The following is an 18,225-nucleotide window of genomic DNA, read 5'->3' as shown; positions in this document are numbered from 1 at the left end:
CGTTCCGATTTTTTATATGAACCAAAAGGTTTTTATAACTAGCACTTCAAAAAATGCGTTTTGAAGTTTAGAGAAGTAATTCGAGGTAGTGGTTTTTTGAATTTCATAAACCAAAATCAATTTTTAATTGCAAATAAATCAATAGTAAAAACTATGATGAATAATAGAAATAATAATAAAGAGAAAAACCAAGTAAAAAGGTTTGACAAAATTTCGATAGGACTAGCTTCTCCTGAATCCATCTTGAAAGAATCAAGAGGTGAAGTTTTAAAGCCGGAAACTATCAACTACAGAACTCACAAACCAGAGCGTGACGGACTTTTCTGCGAAAGAATCTTCGGACCGGTAAAAGATTTCGAATGTGCTTGTGGTAAATACAAAAGAATCCGTTATAAAGGAATTATTTGTGACCGTTGTGGTGTTGAAGTTACTGAGAAAAAAGTACGTCGTGACAGAGTTGGACACATCAACTTGGTGGTACCAATTGCTCATATTTGGTATTTCCGTTCTCTTCCTAATAAAATTGGTTATATCCTTGGACTTCCATCTAAGAAATTAGATATGATTATTTACTACGAAAGATACGTAGTAATCCAGGCAGGTATTGCTAAAAATGCAGATGGAGAATCATTACAAAGATTAGATTTCTTAACTGAAGAAGAATATTTGAATATTTTAGATACACTTCCTCAGGACAACCAATATTTAGATGATTTTGATCCTAATAAATTTGTTGCCAAAATGGGAGCAGAGTGTATTATGGATTTATTAGCTCGTATTGATTTAGATCAATTGTCTTACCAATTAAGACACTCAGCTAATAACGAAACGTCTAAACAACGTAAAACAGAAGCATTAAAAAGATTACAAGTTGTTGAATCTTTCCGTGAGTCTAACTTAAACCGCGAAAATCGTCCTGAATGGATGATTATGAAAGTGGTTCCAGTTATTCCACCGGAATTACGTCCGCTTGTGCCGCTTGATGGAGGTCGTTTTGCAACTTCAGATTTGAATGACTTATACCGTCGTGTAATTATTCGTAACAACCGTTTGAAAAGATTAATGGAGATTAAAGCTCCGGAAGTTATCTTAAGAAACGAAAAACGTATGTTACAAGAATCAGTAGATTCATTATTTGATAACACTCGTAAAGCTTCTGCTGTTAAAACAGAATCTAACAGACCATTAAAATCATTATCTGATTCCTTAAAAGGTAAGCAAGGACGTTTCCGTCAAAACTTACTTGGAAAACGTGTGGATTATTCTGCTCGTTCGGTAATTGTTGTTGGTCCTGAATTGAAATTATTCGAATGTGGATTGCCAAAAGATATGGCAGCTGAATTATACAAACCTTTTGTTATCCGTAAATTGATAGAAAGAGGAATTGTAAAAACAGTTAAATCTGCTAAGAAAATTATAGATAAAAAAGAACCTGTAGTTTGGGATATCTTAGAAAATGTAATTAAAGGACATCCAGTATTACTGAACCGTGCTCCTACTTTGCACAGACTAGGTATTCAGGCTTTCCAACCAAAATTAATTGAAGGAAAAGCGATTCAATTACACCCATTAGTATGTACGGCTTTCAACGCGGATTTTGATGGTGACCAGATGGCGGTTCACTTGCCATTAGGACCAGAAGCAATCCTTGAAGCTCAATTATTAATGCTTGCTTCTCACAACATCCTGAACCCTGCTAACGGTGCTCCTATTACAGTACCTTCTCAGGACATGGTTTTGGGTCTTTATTATATGACCAAAGAGCGTTTGTCAACTCCGGAAAAGAAAATTTTAGGAGAAGGATTAACTTTTTACTCTGCTGAAGAAGTAAATATTGCCTTAAACGAAGGCAGATTAGAATTGAATGCTCGTGTGAAAATCAGAGCAAAAGATTTTAATGAAGAAGGAGATTTGGTTTACCAAATTATCCAAACCACTGCAGGACGTGTATTATTTAACGAAGTAGTTCCTCCGGCAGCTGGATATATCAATGAAGTATTGACTAAGAAAAATCTTAGAGATATTATCGGTCACGTATTAAATTCAACAAGTGTACCTGAAACGGCTGCCTTCTTGGATAACATGAAAGATATGGGGTATAAATTCGCATTCCGCGGAGGATTATCATTCTCATTAGGTGATATTAGAATTCCAGAGCAAAAAACACAATTGATTGCTGACGCCAGAGAGCAGGTAGAAGGAATTTCTTCTAACTATAACATGGGTCTTATTACTAATAACGAGCGTTACAACCAGGTTATTGACGTATGGACTTCTGCGAATGCACAATTGACAGAATTAGCAATGAAAAACATTAGAGAAGACCAACAAGGTTTCAACTCTGTGTACATGATGCTTGATTCCGGAGCTCGTGGATCTAAAGAACAGATTCGTCAGTTAACCGGTATGCGTGGTTTGATGGCTAAGCCTAAAAAATCGACTGCTGGTGGTGGTGAGATTATTGAAAACCCGATTCTTTCTAACTTTAAGGAAGGTCTTTCTATCCTTGAGTACTTTATCTCTACTCACGGTGCTCGTAAAGGTCTTGCGGATACGGCTCTTAAAACTGCCGATGCAGGATACTTGACTCGTAGATTACATGACGTTTCTCAAGACGTTATTGTTAACATCGAAGATTGTGGTACTCTTAGAGGTGTTGAAGTTTCAGCATTGAAAAAGAATGAGGAAATTGTTGAGTCATTAGGAGAAAGAATCTTAGGACGTGTTGCGTTACAAGACGTAATTAATCCTTTGACTAATGAAGTATTAGTTGCTTCAGGGCAACAAATTACCGAAACTATTGTTAAAGCTATCGAAGCTTCTCCTTTAGAGAAAGTAGAAGTTCGTTCTCCATTAACTTGTGAGGCATTAAAAGGTATTTGTGCTAAATGTTACGGACGTAACTTAGCAACCGGAAAAATGACTCAAAGAGGTGAGGCTGTTGGTGTAATTGCTGCTCAGTCTATTGGTGAGCCAGGTACACAGTTAACACTTCGTACATTCCACGTTGGAGGGGTTGCAGGAGGTATTTCTGAAGAGTCTAGTATTATTGCTAAATTCCCAGGAAGACTTGAAGTAGAAGACCTGAAAACAGTAAAAGGAGAAGATAACGAAGGAAATGAAGTAGATATCGTTATTTCACGTTCTACTGAATTGAAATTAATTGACGAGAAAACAGGAATTGTTTTAAATACGCATAATATTCCTTACGGATCTAGTATTTATGTGAAAGACGGTCAGTCTATCGGAAAAGGAGAGGTTATCTGTAAGTGGGATCCATATAACGGGGTAATTGTTTCTGAATTTACAGGAAAAATTGCTTACGAAGATTTAGAGCAGGGACAAACGTTCATGGTTGAAATCGATGAGCAAACAGGATTCCAGGAAAAAGTAATCTCTGAAGCCAGAAATAAAAAATTAATTCCTACTTTATTAGTTTATGGTAAAGATGGTGAATTGATTCGTTCTTACAACTTACCGGTAGGTGCTCACCTTATGGTAGAAGATGGAGAGAAAATTAAAGCAGGTAAAGTATTGGTTAAAATCCCACGTCGTTCTTCTAAATCAGGAGATATCACGGGAGGTTTACCAAGAATTACTGAGCTTTTAGAGGCTCGTAATCCTTCTAACCCAGCTGTAGTTTCTGAGATTGATGGTGTTGTATCTTTTGGAAAAATCAAAAGAGGTAACCGTGAGATCATTATCGAATCTAAATTTGGTGAGGTTAAGAAATATTTGGTGAAATTATCCAGCCAAATTCTTGTTCAGGAAAATGACTTCGTAAGAGCAGGTTCTCCATTATCTGATGGTGCTATCACACCTGACGATATCTTGAGAATTCAAGGGCCATCAGCTGTTCAACAGTATTTGGTTAATGAAATTCAAGAGGTTTACCGTTTGCAAGGGGTAAAAATCAATGATAAGCACTTTGAGGTAGTTATCCGTCAAATGATGCGTAAAGTTCAGGTTCAGGATCCGGGAGATACATTGTTCTTAGAAGATCAATTGATTCATACAAAAGACTTTATCGTTGAAAATGATAAGTTGTATGGTATGAAAGTGGTTGAGGATGCAGGAGATTCTGCAAACTTAAAAGAAGGTCAAATTGTGACGCCACGTCAATTAAGAGATGAGAATTCTTTATTGAAACGTACTGATAAAAACCTGGTAGTTGCCCGCGATGTAGTTACTGCAACTGCAACTCCGGTGTTACAAGGTATTACCAGAGCTTCACTTCAAACAAAATCGTTTATCTCTGCTGCTTCGTTCCAGGAAACGACAAAAGTATTAAACGAGGCTGCTGTTGCCGGAAAAGTAGATCTTTTAGAAGGATTGAAAGAGAATGTTATCGTAGGACACAGAATCCCTGCTGGTACAGGTATGAGAGAATATGATAATGCTATTGTTGGTTCTAAAGAAGATTACAACGATATGATGGCAAACAAAGAAGAATATATTTATTAAATAAATAATATACTTTAAATTAAAAAATAGAAAGATTACCCTGTGTAGTCTTTCTATTTTTTTTACTTTTAACTTTTTAGTTTATAAAAAGATCTGATATGAAAGAACAACAAGAACAAATCAATATTGAATTAGACGAAAAAACAGCCGAAGGAATTTATTCTAATTTAGCAATTATTAATCACTCGGCTTCAGAGTTTGTTTTAGACTTTGTGAGCATTATGCCGGGGGTACCTAAGGCAAAGGTGAAATCAAGAATTGTTTTGACTCCGCAACATGCTAAGCGGTTATTAAAAGCTATAGGCGAAAATATTCACCGTTTCGAAATGGCTCATGGAGAAATTAAGGAAACAGAGCAAGCTCCTATTCCACTAAATTTTGGTCCGGCAGGACAAGCATAAAGATAGAGGCTTTCGTTGAGAAAGCCTTTTTTTATGTCTTTGGTTGCGGTTTTTTAGTAAGTAAACGAGTTTTAGAGTAGTTTGTCGGAAATGTTTTTTACTGTTTTTGTATTGCAATAGATTTGTTTCATAATAAAATCATAATTGTAATAACAACGCCATGAACAACGTAAAAACAAATAACACTGATTCAAAATTGACACAAATAATAGTTGTGTTAGTGTTGTTTTTCATGTTTTCTTTTTCTGCTTTTGCACAAGATCAAGCTATTTCCAATGTTGGTTTTGACGGAAAAGAGGCTACAACAAATGTAAAATTAGAAAGTTCAAGAGCTACCTCAAATATGGAATTTGCATTGTGGTTTATGGGTACCAAACAAGATCCTAATTCTACTTTATCTGCTGAAGCTAATGCTAAAAAATCAATTATTACATCAGGGATTGCACCTAATCGTTTATTGATTAAAGCTTTTTTGAAAAAAGTAGTAAATTATGAAAATTCATTGTCTTAAGAATACTAAATAAAATTATAAAAAAACGTCCCGATAGCTATCGGGACGTTTTTTTATGGAGTAAAGTGTTGTTTTTAGTCTAATTCAGAAGTAAAAAACAATTTAACACTAGGGTATTTATTTTGAGTCATTTGAATTGTAAAATCTGAATCTGCCAGAAATACCAATTGATCGTATTTGTCTTTAGCAAGGAATTTTTGTTTGATTCGCTTGAACTCTTTAAATTCCTCATTTTTGGCATCATCCGGTTTTACCCAACACGCTTTGTGAACCGGGAAGTTCTCATAAGTACATTTTGCGCCATATTCGTGTTCTAAACGGTATTGAATTACTTCGTATTGAAGTGCTCCTACAGTACCAATTACTTTTCGGTTGTTCATTTCTAAAGTAAACAACTGCGCCACACCTTCGTCCATTAACTGATCTACACCTTTATCCAATTGTTTAGCTTTCATTGGATCGGCATTATTGATGTATCTAAAGTGTTCCGGAGAGAAACTTGGAATTCCTTTAAAGTTCATGATTTCGCCTTCGGTCAAAGTATCTCCAATTTTAAAGTTTCCGGTATCGTGAAGACCTACAATATCTCCGGGGTAGGATATATCAACAATTTCTTTTTTCTCAGCAAAAAAGGCATTCGGACTGGAGAATTTTAAATTCTTCTTTTGACGAACATGATAATACGGTTTGTTTCTTTCAAAAGTTCCTGAAACAATTTTGATAAAAGCCAAACGGTCACGGTGTTTTGGATCCATGTTGGCGTGGATTTTAAAAACAAAACCGGAAAGTTTTTCTTCTTTTGGATCGACTAATCTGGTTTCTGATTCTTTCGCTCTTGGAGATGGTGCAATGGTGACAAAGCAGTCTAACAATTCGCGAACTCCAAAGTTGTTTAAGGCAGAACCAAAAAATACAGGTTGTAATTTTCCGTCCAGATAATCCTGCTGATTGAATTTTGGATAAACTTCATCAATTAATTCTAATTCTTCACGTAATCTGTCTGCCGGTTTTTGACCAATTATTTTTTCTAATTCAGGACTTTGAACATCTTCAAAAGCAATAGTTTCTTCGATGTTTTTACGGCTGTCTCCGCTAAATAAGTTGATGTTTTGTTCCCAAAGATTGTAGATTCCCTGAAAATCATACCCCATTCCAATAGGAAAACTCAAAGGTGTAACGGTAAGACCTAATTTTTGTTCTACTTCATCCATCAAATCAAAAGCATCGTGTCCTTCGCGGTCTAATTTGTTGATGAAAACGATAATTGGAATTTTTCGCATTCTGCAAACCGCAACTAATTTTTCAGTTTGTTCCTCAACTCCTTTTGCTACGTCAATTACCACGATAACACTGTCAACAGCAGTTAAAGTTCTAAAAGTATCCTCAGCAAAATCCTTGTGTCCGGGCGTATCGAGAATGTTGATTTTTTTGTCTTTATAATTAAATGCTAAGACAGAAGTCGAAACCGAGATTCCTCTTTGACGCTCGATTTCCATAAAGTCACTAGTAGCTCCTTTTTTAATTTTGTTGTTTTTTACCGCTCCGGCTTCCTGGATTGCTCCTCCAAAAAGCAGTAATTTTTCAGTAAGAGTTGTTTTTCCGGCATCGGGATGCGAGATAATTCCAAAGGTTCTTCTACGTTGTATTTCTTTTAAAAAGCTCATATTTTGTATAAATGGTTTGCAAAAGTACTATTTATATATGCGATTTGAAAATAAATAAGTAAGCTGTTTATTTGTTGGTTTTCTGATGTGGATATATCTTTTTTAGGCTTTGAGATTCAGTATTGGTATATCCTCTATCTGAATTGCTTGTTTTTTGAAGATAATTTTTTGTTAATAGTCAGGTGGATAGTTGTATAATGTAATTGAATTGTTATTTTTGTTCGTTTTTATCATAACAAATTATAAATAATGTGCTTTTAAGTTGTTGTTTTGTCAATTGATCAATTGCGTTCCAATAACAACAGCCGAAAATAAAATTCCCAAAAGAAAATGCCTTTAAAATCCTTAAGAATGAAATCCGTAAATATTAAAATTGCACTTCTGTTTTTTGCACTTTTTTCTTTAAATACTGTTGTGGTTGCTCAGGAAATAATAAAAGACAGTGTTGTTGCAGAGAAAAAAGTAACAACCGGTCAAAGGCAAAAAATTGACGGAGTTATAGCTAATGTTGGAGATTATATTATTTTGGATTCGGATATTGATAAGGCATTTTTAGAAATTTCCAGTCAGGGTGGTTCTGTTAAAGATATTACAAGATGCCAGATGTTAGGTAAACTACTTGAAGATAAATTATATGCACATCAGGCTATTCAGGATAGTGTTAAGGTAACCGATACTGAGGTAAAATCGATGATGGATGAACGATTGAGTTATATGGTGCAACAGCTTGGTTCGATGGAAAAAGTGGTTAAGTATTATAAAAAAGATACTGAGGAAGAATTTAGAAGCTATTTTTTTGATATTTTAAAAGAGAATAAGTTAACAGCTGCAATGCGTGATAAAATTGTTGATGGAGTTGAAATCACACCGGAAGAGGTTCGTAATTTCTTTAAAAAACTGCCAAAAGATGAATTGCCGGTTTTTGGTGCCGAGATGGAAGTTTCGCAGATTATTGTAGAACCTAAAATTACTCAGGTTGAAAAACAAAAAGTTATTGACCGCCTGAATGGTTTTAAGAAAGATATTCAGGAAGGTTCCAGTTTTGCTACAAAAGCCGTTTTGTATTCTCAGGATCCGGGTTCCAGGTCTAGTGGTGGTTTTTATAAAATGACCAGAAAAACCCCTTTTGTAAAAGAGTTTAAAGATGTTGCTTTTAGTTTAGAGGAGGGGGAAATATCAGCTCCTTTTGAAACGGAATATGGTTTTCATATTATTTATTTAGAAAAGATTAAAGGTCAGGAGCTGGAATTGCGTCATATATTATTAACGCCAACAGTGAGTAAAGAAGCTTTAGATGAAGCAAAAGAAAAAATCAATTTGATTAGAAAGCGTATCGTAGATAAAGAAATTTCATTTGCAGATGCAGCAAGAACGATGTCGGACCAAAAGGAAACAAGAGCTAATGGCGGAGTTTTGATTAATCCTAATACTCAGGATACTCGTTTTGAACTGACTAAGATGGATCCTGAATTGTATTCGCAAGTTTCAAATTTGAAAGATAGTGAGATTTCGTTACCGGTTTTGGATGAAACAAAATCAGGGAAAAAACAATATAAAATTGTGACTGTTACCAATAGAATTAATGAACATACTGCCGATTATGCCCAGGATTATGTTAAGATTAAAGATTTGGCATTAAAAGAAAAACAAATCAAAGCTATCGGAAAATGGTTTGACGAGAAAATTAAAGAGACTTACATTAAAATCATTGGAGAATACAGAGATTGTAGTTTTACAAATAATTGGTTGAAAAAATAATTTGGTCAAAATAACTAAAAAGAGTTAGCTTTATGAATTCATAGGGTTAGCTCTTTTTTAATTTAAAATAGTTTATAATGTCTGATGTAGCGGCAATACATAATTTAGTTCAGAAAAGAGCTGAGTTGAAAAAAGAAATAGCGAAAAAAATTGTTGGTCAGGAAGAAGTTATCGATCAGTTGTTGTTGTGTGTTTTTTCAGGAGGACATGCGCTTTTGGTAGGAGTTCCCGGTTTGGCTAAAACCTTGATGGTGAATACCATTTCGGAAGCTTTGGGACTACAGTTCAAAAGGATCCAATTTACGCCTGATTTGATGCCGTCGGATATTTTGGGAAGTGAAATTCTGGATGAAAATCGTCAGTTTAAATTTGTAAAAGGACCTGTTTTTTCGAATATTATTTTAGCCGATGAAATCAACAGAACTCCGCCTAAAACACAGGCTGCTTTGCTGGAAGCCATGCAGGAGCGTTCGGTAACGATAGCCGGAGTGAATCATAAATTAGATTTGCCTTATTTTGTTTTAGCTACGCAAAATCCAATCGAGCAGGAAGGGACTTATCCTTTGCCTGAAGCACAGTTGGATCGATTTATGTTTGCGGTGAAATTGGTTTATCCTTCTTTTGAAGAAGAAGTTCAGGTAGTTAAAAGAACAACTTCTGATGTAAATCAAAAAATAAATCCATTGTTTACGGCTCAGGAAATTATCGATTTTCAGCATTTAATCCGTCGAATTCCTGTTGCTGACAATGTAGTGGAATATGCAGTGACTTTAGTAAGCAAAACCCGTCCGGATAATAATTTGGCAACAGATTTTGTTAGGAATTATTTGGATTGGGGAGCCGGTCCGAGAGCATCACAAAATTTGATTTTGGCAGCAAAAGCGCATGCTGCTTTTAATGGGAAATTCTCTCCTGATATTGAAGATGTAGTGGCTGTGGCGACTTCAGTTTTGAGGCATCGAATTATTAAAAATTACAAAGCCGATGCTGAAGGTATTACCGAAGAAATGATAATAGCAAAACTTGTCTGATCTCTTTTAAATAGTAAGCTTAGTGCTCAAAATAGTATTTTCTATGTAACAACATGTTTTAAGTTTGTTAGAAAATAGTTTTACGCATTATTGATTGTTTATAAATTAAGTTAAAATTTGTTTTTTTCTTAGTTTAATGCTTTCTGAATGAATAATTTTCAATAATAATTGTTTTGATTAGGCAGGGGAATTAAATTGTTTTTAATTCTCGGCTTAAATACCTAAATTTGCATCACAAATAAATAAAAATCACCTAAATATTATGGCTTTTGGAATTGATTAATCAAGAAATTTGCCATTAACAAAGAATTCAATTATGAACATTTATAACGATTACATCAAGGAAATCGAAGAACGTAAAGTACAAGGACTTCATCCTAAACCAATTGATGACGCTGCATTGTTGAGCGAAATCATTGAGCAAATTAAAGATTTAGAAAACGCTCACAGAGAAGATTCGCTTAAATTTTTTATTTACAACACCTTGCCTGGAACCACTAGCGCTGCTGGTGCTAAAGCGAAGTTCTTAAAAGAGATTATTCTTGGTGAATCTGTGGTGAAAGAAATTACACCTGCTTTTGCTTTTGAATTATTGTCACACATGAAAGGTGGACCTTCTATCGAGGTGTTACTTGACTTAGCTTTAGGTAATGATACTGCTGTTGCTCAACAGGCTGCTGATGTACTTAAAACTCAGGTTTATCTTTATGATGCCGATACAGCTCGTTTGAAAGAAGCTTTTGAAAATGGTAATGCTGTTGCAAAAGATATTTTAGAGAGTTATGCAAAAGCGGAATTCTTTACAAAACTTCCTGAAGTTGCTGAAGAGATTAAAGTGGTAACTTATATCGCCGGAGAAGGAGATATTTCAACCGATTTACTTTCTCCGGGAAATCAGGCTCACTCTCGTTCAGACCGTGAATTACACGGAAAATGTATGATTACTCCTCAGGCACAAGAGGAAATCAAAGCTTTGCAGGCACAACATCCTGATAAATCAGTGATGTTAATTGCTGAAAAAGGAACAATGGGAGTAGGTTCTTCACGTATGTCAGGAGTAAACAACGTGGCACTTTGGACAGGTAAACAAGCAAGTCCTTATGTTCCGTTTGTGAATTTTGCTCCAATCGTAGGAGGTACAAACGGTATTTCTCCTATTTTCTTAACTACAGTTGATGTAACCGGTGGTATTGGACTTGATCTTAAAAACTGGGTTAAAAAAACTGATGCAGCAGGAAATGTTGTTCGTAACGAAAGCGGAGAGCCTGTTTTAGAACAAGCGTATTCTGTAGCTACAGGAACTGTTTTAACAATCAATACAAAAACTAAAAAATTATACAATGGCGATGAAGAATTAATCGATGTCGCTAAAGCATTCACTCCTCAAAAAATGGAGTTCATTAAAGCGGGTGGGTCTTATGCTATTGTATTTGGAAAAAAATTACAAACATTCGCTGCTAAAACTCTAGGAATTGAAGCTCCTTTAGTATTTGCTCCTTCAAAAGAAATTTCTCATGAAGGTCAAGGTTTAACAGCGGTTGAAAAAATCTTCAACAGAAATGCTGTAGGAACTACTCCAGGAAAAGTATTGCACGCAGGTTCTGATGTTCGTGTAGAAGTAAACATTGTAGGTTCTCAGGATACTACAGGTTTGATGACAGCTCAGGAATTAGAGTCTATGGCTGCTACAGTGATTTCTCCAATCGTTGATGGTGCTTACCAATCAGGTTGTCATACTGCTTCTGTATGGGATAAAAAAGCGCAGGCTAATATTCCAAAATTGATGAAATTCATGAATAACTTTGGTTTGATTACGGCTCGTGATCCTAAAGGTGTTTATCACTCAATGACTGACGTAATCCACAAAGTACTTAATGATATTACTATTGATGAATGGGCTATCATTATTGGTGGTGACTCTCATACAAGAATGTCAAAAGGTGTTGCTTTTGGTGCTGACTCAGGAACTGTAGCTCTTGCATTAGCTACTGGTGAGGCTTCTATGCCAATTCCGGAGTCTGTAAAAGTGACTTTTAAAGGAGAGATGAAATCTTATATGGATTTCCGTGATGTAGTTCATGCTACTCAGTCTCAGATGTTGAAACAATTTGGTGGTGAAAATGTATTCCAAGGTAGAATTATTGAAGTTCATATTGGAACACTTACTGCTGATCAGGCCTTCACATTTACTGACTGGACTGCGGAAATGAAAGCGAAAGCTTCTATCTGTATTTCTGAGGATGAAACTTTGATTGAATCATTAGAAATAGCTAAAGGCAGAATCCAGATCATGATTGATAAAGGTATGGATAATGCTAAGCAGGTATTGAAAGGATTGATTGCAAAAGCAGATAAAAGAATTGCTGAGATCAGATCTGGTGAAAAACCAGCTTTAACTCCGGATGCAAATGCTAAATATTATGCTGAAGTTGTTGTTGATCTTGATGTAATTGCTGAGCCAATGATTGCTGATCCGGACGTAAATAATGCGGATGTTTCTAAACGTTATACTCACGATACTATCAGACCACTTTCTTTCTACGGAGGAGAGAAAAAAGTAGATCTTGGATTTATTGGTTCTTGTATGGTTCATAAAGGAGATATGAAAATCCTTGCTCAGATGCTTAAAAATATTGAAGCGCAACAAGGTAAAGTTGAATTTAAGGCTCCTCTTGTAGTGGCTCCTCCTACTTACAATATTGTTGATGAATTGAAAGCGGAAGGTGACTGGGAAGTGTTACAAAAATATTCAGGTTTTGAATTTGATGACAACGCACCTAAAGCGGCAGCACGTACAGAGTATGAAAAAATGTTGTATTTAGAGCGCCCTGGATGTAACCTTTGTATGGGTAACCAAGAGAAAGCTTCTAAAGGAGATACTGTAATGGCAACATCTACTCGTTTATTCCAAGGAAGGGTTGTGGAAGATACTGCTGAGAAAAAAGGAGAATCATTACTTTCATCTACTCCGGTTGTAGTTTTATCTACAGTGCTTGGAAGAACACCAACAATTGAAGAATATACAGCAGCTGTAGAAGGAATCAACTTAACTAAGTTTGCTCCTTCTCACAAGTTATTAGTTAAATAATAACATAAATAGTTAATATTATCAAAAGCCTGAGTCATTGACTCGGGCTTTTTTTGTTGCTACTCTATTTTTTTGTAACTTGTAATGTTCAAAAAAGAATAATAAATCATAAAAAGAAATCTTATGGCTTTTGATATTGAAATGATTGAAAAAGTGTATGCTAACATGGCTGGTCGTGTTGATGCAGCACGTAAAATAGTTGGTCGTCCGCTTACTCTGACTGAGAAAATTTTATACAGTCATCTTTGGGACGGTGTTGCTAAGCAAGCTTATGGAAGAGGTGTAGATTATGTTGATTTTGCGCCGGATAGAGTAGCTTGTCAGGATGCGACTGCTCAAATGGCTTTGCTGCAATTTATGCACGCAGGAAAATCAAAGGTGGCTGTGCCTACAACGGTTCATTGTGATCACTTAATTCAGGCAAAAGTTGGAGCTTCTACAGATTTAGCTGTAGCAAATACACAATCTAAAGAGGTTTTCGATTTCTTGTCATCGGTTTCTAATAAATATGGTATTGGTTTCTGGAAACCGGGTTCGGGGATTATTCATCAAATCGTTTTGGAGAATTATGCTTTTCCGGGTGGAATGATGATTGGTACTGATTCACACACTGTAAATGCAGGTGGATTAGGAATGTTGGCAATAGGTGTTGGTGGAGCTGATGCTGTGGATGTTATGTCGGGAATGTCATGGGAATTGAAATTTCCTAAATTAATCGGAGTGAAATTAACCGGGAAATTATCGGGCTGGACAGCTCCAAAAGACGTAATCTTAAAAGTAGCCGATATTCTTACTGTAAAAGGAGGAACAGGTGCTATTGTGGAATATTTTGGAGAAGGTGCAACCAATATGTCTTGTACTGGTAAAGGAACCATTTGTAATATGGGAGCTGAAATTGGTGCTACAACTTCGACATTTGGATATGACGATTCAATGAGAAGGTATTTAGCTGCTACGGGGCGTCAGGATGTTGTTGATGCTGCTGATAAGGTGGCTTCTTATTTAACAGCTGATGCTGAAGTTTATGCTAACCCAGAGCAATATTTTGATCAGTTAATTGAAATTAATCTTTCAGAATTAGAGCCGCATATCAATGGACCTTTTACTCCTGACAGAGGAACTCCGGTTTCGCAAATGAAAGCCGAAGCTGAAGCCAATGGTTGGCCACTAAAAGTAGAGTGGGGATTAATTGGTTCCTGTACCAACTCTTCTTATGAAGATATGTCCCGTGCTGCTTCGATTGTAGAGCAGGCAGTCGCACATGGTATTACGCCTAAGGCTGAATTTGGAATCAATCCGGGATCCGAGCAAATTCGTTATACTATCGAAAGAGATGGTATTATAGCAACTTTCGAAAAAATGGGGACCAAAGTTTTTACCAATGCTTGCGGACCTTGTATTGGACAATGGGACAGAGCTGGAGCCGATAAAGGAGAGAAAAATACAATTGTGCATTCATTTAACCGTAATTTCTCAAAAAGAGCCGATGGGAATCCAAATACGCATGCTTTTGTAACTTCTCCTGAAATGGTGGCTGCTTTGGCAATTTCAGGAAGATTGGATTTTAATCCGTTGACCGATACTTTGTTGAATGACAATGGAGAAGAGGTAAGATTAATTGCTCCTACAGGTGACGAATTGCCTAAAAGAGGTTTTGATGTCGAAGATGCCGGATTTCAGGCACCTGCTGAGGATGGAAGCGGAGTGGAAGTGGTAGTTTCACCAACATCCGACAGGTTACAGCTTTTAAAGCCGTTTGAAGTCTGGGATGGAAAAAATATTGTGGCTGCTAAATTGTTGATTAAAGCTTATGGAAAATGTACTACAGATCATATTTCTATGGCTGGTCCCTGGTTGCGTTATCGCGGTCACTTAGATAATATTTCAAATAATATGCTCATTGGGGCGGTTAATGCTTATAATCAAAAAACAAATTCAGTTAAAAATCAATTGACGGGAGAGTATGATGCGGTTCCTGCTGTAGCTCGTGCTTATAAAGCTGCGGGAGTTCCTTCGATTGTTGTCGGGGATCATAATTATGGCGAAGGGTCTTCACGTGAGCATGCTGCTATGGAGCCTCGTTTCTTGGGAGTAAAAGCGGTATTGGTGAAATCATTTGCCCGTATTCACGAAACGAATCTTAAAAAACAGGGAATGCTTGCATTAACATTTGCTAATGAGGCTGATTACGATAAAATTCAGGAAGACGATACGATTAACTTTTTGGATTTAGTAAATTTTGCTCCGGGAAAACCACTGACATTAGAGTTTATACATGCTAATGGAACTAAAGATGTTGTTGTGGCTAATCATACTTATAATGAGAGTCAAATAGGTTGGTTTATTGCCGGATCTGCACTAAATTTAATTGCTGCCGAAGCATAATTTATATTTAATTATAAAAAAATGCGTTCTGTTTATTCAGAGCGCATTTTTTTTGATTATTTACTAAAAAATAACTGAAAGTGCTGTTAAAGTTGGTTTTATTGGCATTAAAATGTTAAATTCGCTTTCGTCAAGTTTTCGTTCTGGAAAACAAGATTTTTTTGTATTGATTCTGCAAGGTTCTGGAAATGAAGGAACTGTTTTTTTAAACTTAAAATTATTTTATGAGGTATCAATTTTGGATTGTTTTATTGGTTCTATTTGCTAAGTTCGATGGTTTTTCTCAGGAAAAGTTCATTCAGCACGTAGTTGCTAAAGGTGAAACAATATCTAAAATTGCAGAACAATATAATGTAAAGTCAACGGCTGTTTATGAACTTAATCCCGATGCAAAAAAGGGAATTAAGTTTAAGGAGGTTTTGCTGATACCCGTTGCATCTACTACAGTTAAAAAACAAAAAGATGTTGCTAATGTGGCTGAGCATTCTGCTGTAGTAACAAAACAGGAACAACATGTTGTTTTGGTAAAAGAAACACTTTATGGAATTGCAAAACAATACGGAGTTAAGGTTGCCGACTTGTATGCTATAAATCCTTCTTTAGAGAAAAAAGCTTTAAAAGTTGGTGATGTTGTTAATGTTCCAATAATTGAAACTAAAGAAGAGGTTGTAGATAATTCACCTAAACAAGAGCTTGCGAAAGCAGAAGTTAAATCTGAGGTTAAAACAGAAATTAAGCCGGAGATTAAAGCTGAAATTCCTCAAGTTGTCGTTGATAAGAAAGGCTTAGCTTCAGTAGAACAACTAAGTGCAAAAGGGAATTTGATAAAAGAGGTTTTGCCTAAAGAAACGCTTTACGGAATTGCTAAGCAATACGGTGTAACTGTAGCTGATATTGAAAAAGCCAATCCAATACTAGCCACTCAGGCTTTACGAATAGGTCAAAGTGTTGTTATTCCAACTCAAAAAGCAGCTGTAATCCAGGAAGAAAATACAGGTATGAGTAAAAATGAAGGATTGCAGGAAGCAAACAATAAAAATACTGTTGTAGTTGATGTTGAAAAAAAATCGTCAGAAATAAATGCAGAGACGGTAGAAATTACGCATGAAGTTTTGCCTAAAGAGACAAAATACGGAATTGCAAAAACATTTGGAATTACTGTAAAAGAGTTAGAGACGCAAAATCCAAAAATTGCTGATAAACTTTTAGTAGGTGAAAAATTAACGATTCGTACATCAAAATCAAATGTTAAAACAGCAGTTAAATTCGATTTTAGTGATGATTCTTTAACGGCAGATATGGATGTTAATGCTAAGAAATCGTTTTATGATGCTGATTTTGTAGATCAGTTGATTTCGAGAGCTTCTGAAAATATCGGTGTGCGTTATCGTGCCGGAGGTACTACTAAAGAAGGTTTTGATTGTTCCGGTTTGATGTGTTCTACTTTTGGAGCATTTGATATTCAATTGCCGAGATCATCTTTTGAGCAGTCTCATTACGGAGTAAAAATTGATGCAGAAAATGCTCAAAAGGGGGATTTAATATTCTTTAAAACTAATGGAAGAAGCCAGATTAACCACGTAGGAATGGTTGTAGAGGTTTCTGATGGTGACATTAAGTTTATCCATGCTTCAGTTGGTGGAGGAGTTATCATTTCGTCAATAAAAGAAAAATATTATAGTACCAGAGTAACTCAAATTAATAGAGTTCTGTAAGCTATTAATTGAAACTATAATATAAAGCGCTGTTGAGCGCTTTTTTTGTATTTAAAAATCTAAATGGTTTTTATTTTTACACAGGAAATGTTTTTAAGTTTTAGTTTGCTGGTCTTTTTTAGTAAACCTGTTTTTGAATCTCTTTTAAAAACAATTACACTTTCGCTATTCATATTGGCAACAATTAAAAATTTACCGGAAGGGCTAATAGCAAAATTTCGGGGGTGAATGCCTAAACTGGATTGTGTGCCTGCATTTTTTAGGGAACCGTTTTTTTCGATACTGTAAATAGCAATATTGTTTTCCATTCCTCTATTCGAAACATATAAAAATTTTCCATCTGGAGAAATAAGGATTTCAGCGCTGCCAAAATCAGTCACTTCTTTTTTAGACTGAATTTTAGTTCTTTCAATAAGGTTTAATTGCCCTTTTTCTATTGTGTAAGCGCTGATTGCTCCAGCAATTTCTTCAATTGAATAGCCCCATTTTTTATTGGGATGAAAGGCGAAATGTCTTGGTCCACTTCCTGGAATGGTTTTTATAAAGCTGGTGTTTTGAGTGTCTAAAGGCTCCTTTTTATTGGTGTCAAAAGGGAAGATTCTAATTTTGTCAGCACCTAAATCAGGAGCGATGATATAATCATTATCAGGTGAAAAAAATACGGAATGTATATGTGAACTTTTTTGTCTTTCAGGATTGATGCTTCCTTCTGTAAAAGGGATATGTTGTACAATTGGATTTATTTTTCCGTCTTCAGCTAGTGGAAATACCGAGAGACTGCTTCCGGTATAATTGGCGTCGATTAGCCATTTTTCTTTTTGATCTAATGACAGATAGACCGGGTTTTCTCCATTTGTCTTTTGGCTGTTAATGAATGTTAGGCTTTTTTCTTGTGGATTAAATTTAAAACTACTCACACTGCCTGCATTTGGGGTCTTGCTTTCGGTACAGGTATATAAAAACCGACCATCATTTGATACACTCAGATAAGAAGGGTTTAATATGTTATTAATCGAAGTTATTTTGGATAATTTTCCATTGATAGTATCCAGTTCGTAAACATAAATTCCTTCGGCTGTTGTATCAGGTGTATAAGAACCAAAAAACACATAGCTTTTTTGGGAATAAGTAGTGCAAAAACAAATTAAGAGTAGTACTGATGCAATTAATTTTTTCAAGAGTTTTTAATTTTGATTGAAGTTTAAAAG

General features: G+C 35.6%; 10 protein-coding genes. 8 read left to right on the top strand and 2 right to left on the bottom strand.

Features of this window, described 5'->3' with window-relative positions:
* The first annotated feature begins 153 nt into the window (after positions 1-153).
* From rpoC to IEV84_RS11305, 3 genes are all read left to right on the top strand, one after another.
* On the top strand, positions 154-4,464 hold the full coding sequence (gene rpoC, locus IEV84_RS11315; protein ID WP_188494396.1) for a DNA-directed RNA polymerase subunit beta': 4,311 nt from the start codon (positions 154-156) through the stop codon (positions 4,462-4,464).
* 98 nt (positions 4,465-4,562) lie between these two features.
* Entirely contained in the window at positions 4,563-4,865 is a 303-nt protein-coding gene (locus tag IEV84_RS11310; protein WP_188494395.1) for a DUF3467 domain-containing protein, read from the top strand.
* 160 nt (positions 4,866-5,025) lie between these two features.
* Positions 5,026-5,376 carry a hypothetical protein gene (locus IEV84_RS11305; RefSeq protein WP_188494394.1) on the top strand — a complete coding sequence of 117 codons (351 nt, stop codon included), beginning with the start codon at positions 5,026-5,028 and terminating at the stop codon, positions 5,374-5,376.
* 74 nt (positions 5,377-5,450) lie between these two features.
* Here the strand turns inward: IEV84_RS11305 and IEV84_RS11300 are convergent, their stop codons facing one another.
* A complete protein-coding gene (locus IEV84_RS11300) occupies positions 5,451-7,040 on the bottom strand; it encodes a peptide chain release factor 3 (protein ID WP_188494393.1) in 1,590 nt (529 codons plus the stop codon).
* A gap of 330 nt (positions 7,041-7,370) precedes the next feature.
* Between IEV84_RS11300 and IEV84_RS11295 the strand changes: the two genes are divergently transcribed.
* The 5 genes from IEV84_RS11295 to IEV84_RS11275 all read left to right on the top strand — a co-directional run bounded on the left by IEV84_RS11295 (position 7,371) and on the right by IEV84_RS11275 (position 17,017).
* Positions 7,371-8,798 (top strand): peptidylprolyl isomerase, encoded by a 1,428-nt coding sequence (locus IEV84_RS11295; protein WP_188494392.1) that lies wholly within the window; start codon positions 7,371-7,373, stop codon positions 8,796-8,798.
* A gap of 77 nt (positions 8,799-8,875) precedes the next feature.
* A complete protein-coding gene (locus IEV84_RS11290; RefSeq protein ID WP_188494391.1) occupies positions 8,876-9,829 on the top strand; it encodes an AAA family ATPase in 954 nt (317 codons plus the stop codon).
* A 316-nt stretch (positions 9,830-10,145) separates the two neighbouring features.
* Positions 10,146-12,917, top strand: coding sequence for a bifunctional aconitate hydratase 2/2-methylisocitrate dehydratase (locus IEV84_RS11285; protein WP_188494390.1), 2,772 nt, complete (start codon positions 10,146-10,148; stop codon positions 12,915-12,917).
* Positions 12,918-13,040: 123 nt separating this feature from the next.
* On the top strand, positions 13,041-15,302 hold the full coding sequence (locus IEV84_RS11280) for an aconitate hydratase (RefSeq protein ID WP_188494389.1): 2,262 nt from the start codon (positions 13,041-13,043) through the stop codon (positions 15,300-15,302).
* Between the two features lie 224 nt (positions 15,303-15,526).
* Entirely contained in the window at positions 15,527-17,017 is a 1,491-nt protein-coding gene (locus tag IEV84_RS11275; RefSeq protein WP_188494388.1) for a peptidoglycan endopeptidase, read from the top strand.
* A gap of 59 nt (positions 17,018-17,076) precedes the next feature.
* On the opposite strand, the gene IEV84_RS11270 is transcribed toward IEV84_RS11275, so the two are convergent.
* Positions 17,077-18,195 (bottom strand): lactonase family protein, encoded by a 1,119-nt coding sequence (locus tag IEV84_RS11270; protein WP_229732664.1) that lies wholly within the window; start codon positions 18,193-18,195, stop codon positions 17,077-17,079.
* Between the last annotated feature and the right edge of the window lie 30 nt (positions 18,196-18,225).

It is taken from the genome of Flavobacterium palustre (assembly GCF_014639535.1).
Classification (GTDB): Bacteria; Bacteroidota; Bacteroidia; order Flavobacteriales; family Flavobacteriaceae; genus Flavobacterium; species Flavobacterium palustre.
This window is presented reverse-complemented; position numbering and strand designations above follow the sequence as displayed.

Coding starts and splice junctions, on each gene's coding strand:
- IEV84_RS11280 (WP_188494389.1), top strand. CDS start 13,041: ATGGCTTTTGATATTGAAATGATTGAAAAAGTGTATGCTAACATGGCT.
- IEV84_RS11295 (WP_188494392.1), top strand. CDS start 7,371: ATGCCTTTAAAATCCTTAAGAATGAAATCCGTAAATATTAAAATTGCA.
- IEV84_RS11285 (WP_188494390.1), top strand. CDS start 10,146: ATGAACATTTATAACGATTACATCAAGGAAATCGAAGAACGTAAAGTA.
- IEV84_RS11300 (WP_188494393.1), bottom strand. CDS start 7,040: ATGAGCTTTTTAAAAGAAATACAACGTAGAAGAACCTTTGGAATTATC.
- IEV84_RS11275 (WP_188494388.1), top strand. CDS start 15,527: ATGAGGTATCAATTTTGGATTGTTTTATTGGTTCTATTTGCTAAGTTC.
- IEV84_RS11305 (WP_188494394.1), top strand. CDS start 5,026: ATGAACAACGTAAAAACAAATAACACTGATTCAAAATTGACACAAATA.
- IEV84_RS11310 (WP_188494395.1), top strand. CDS start 4,563: ATGAAAGAACAACAAGAACAAATCAATATTGAATTAGACGAAAAAACA.
- rpoC (WP_188494396.1), top strand. CDS start 154: ATGATGAATAATAGAAATAATAATAAAGAGAAAAACCAAGTAAAAAGG.
- IEV84_RS11290 (WP_188494391.1), top strand. CDS start 8,876: ATGTCTGATGTAGCGGCAATACATAATTTAGTTCAGAAAAGAGCTGAG.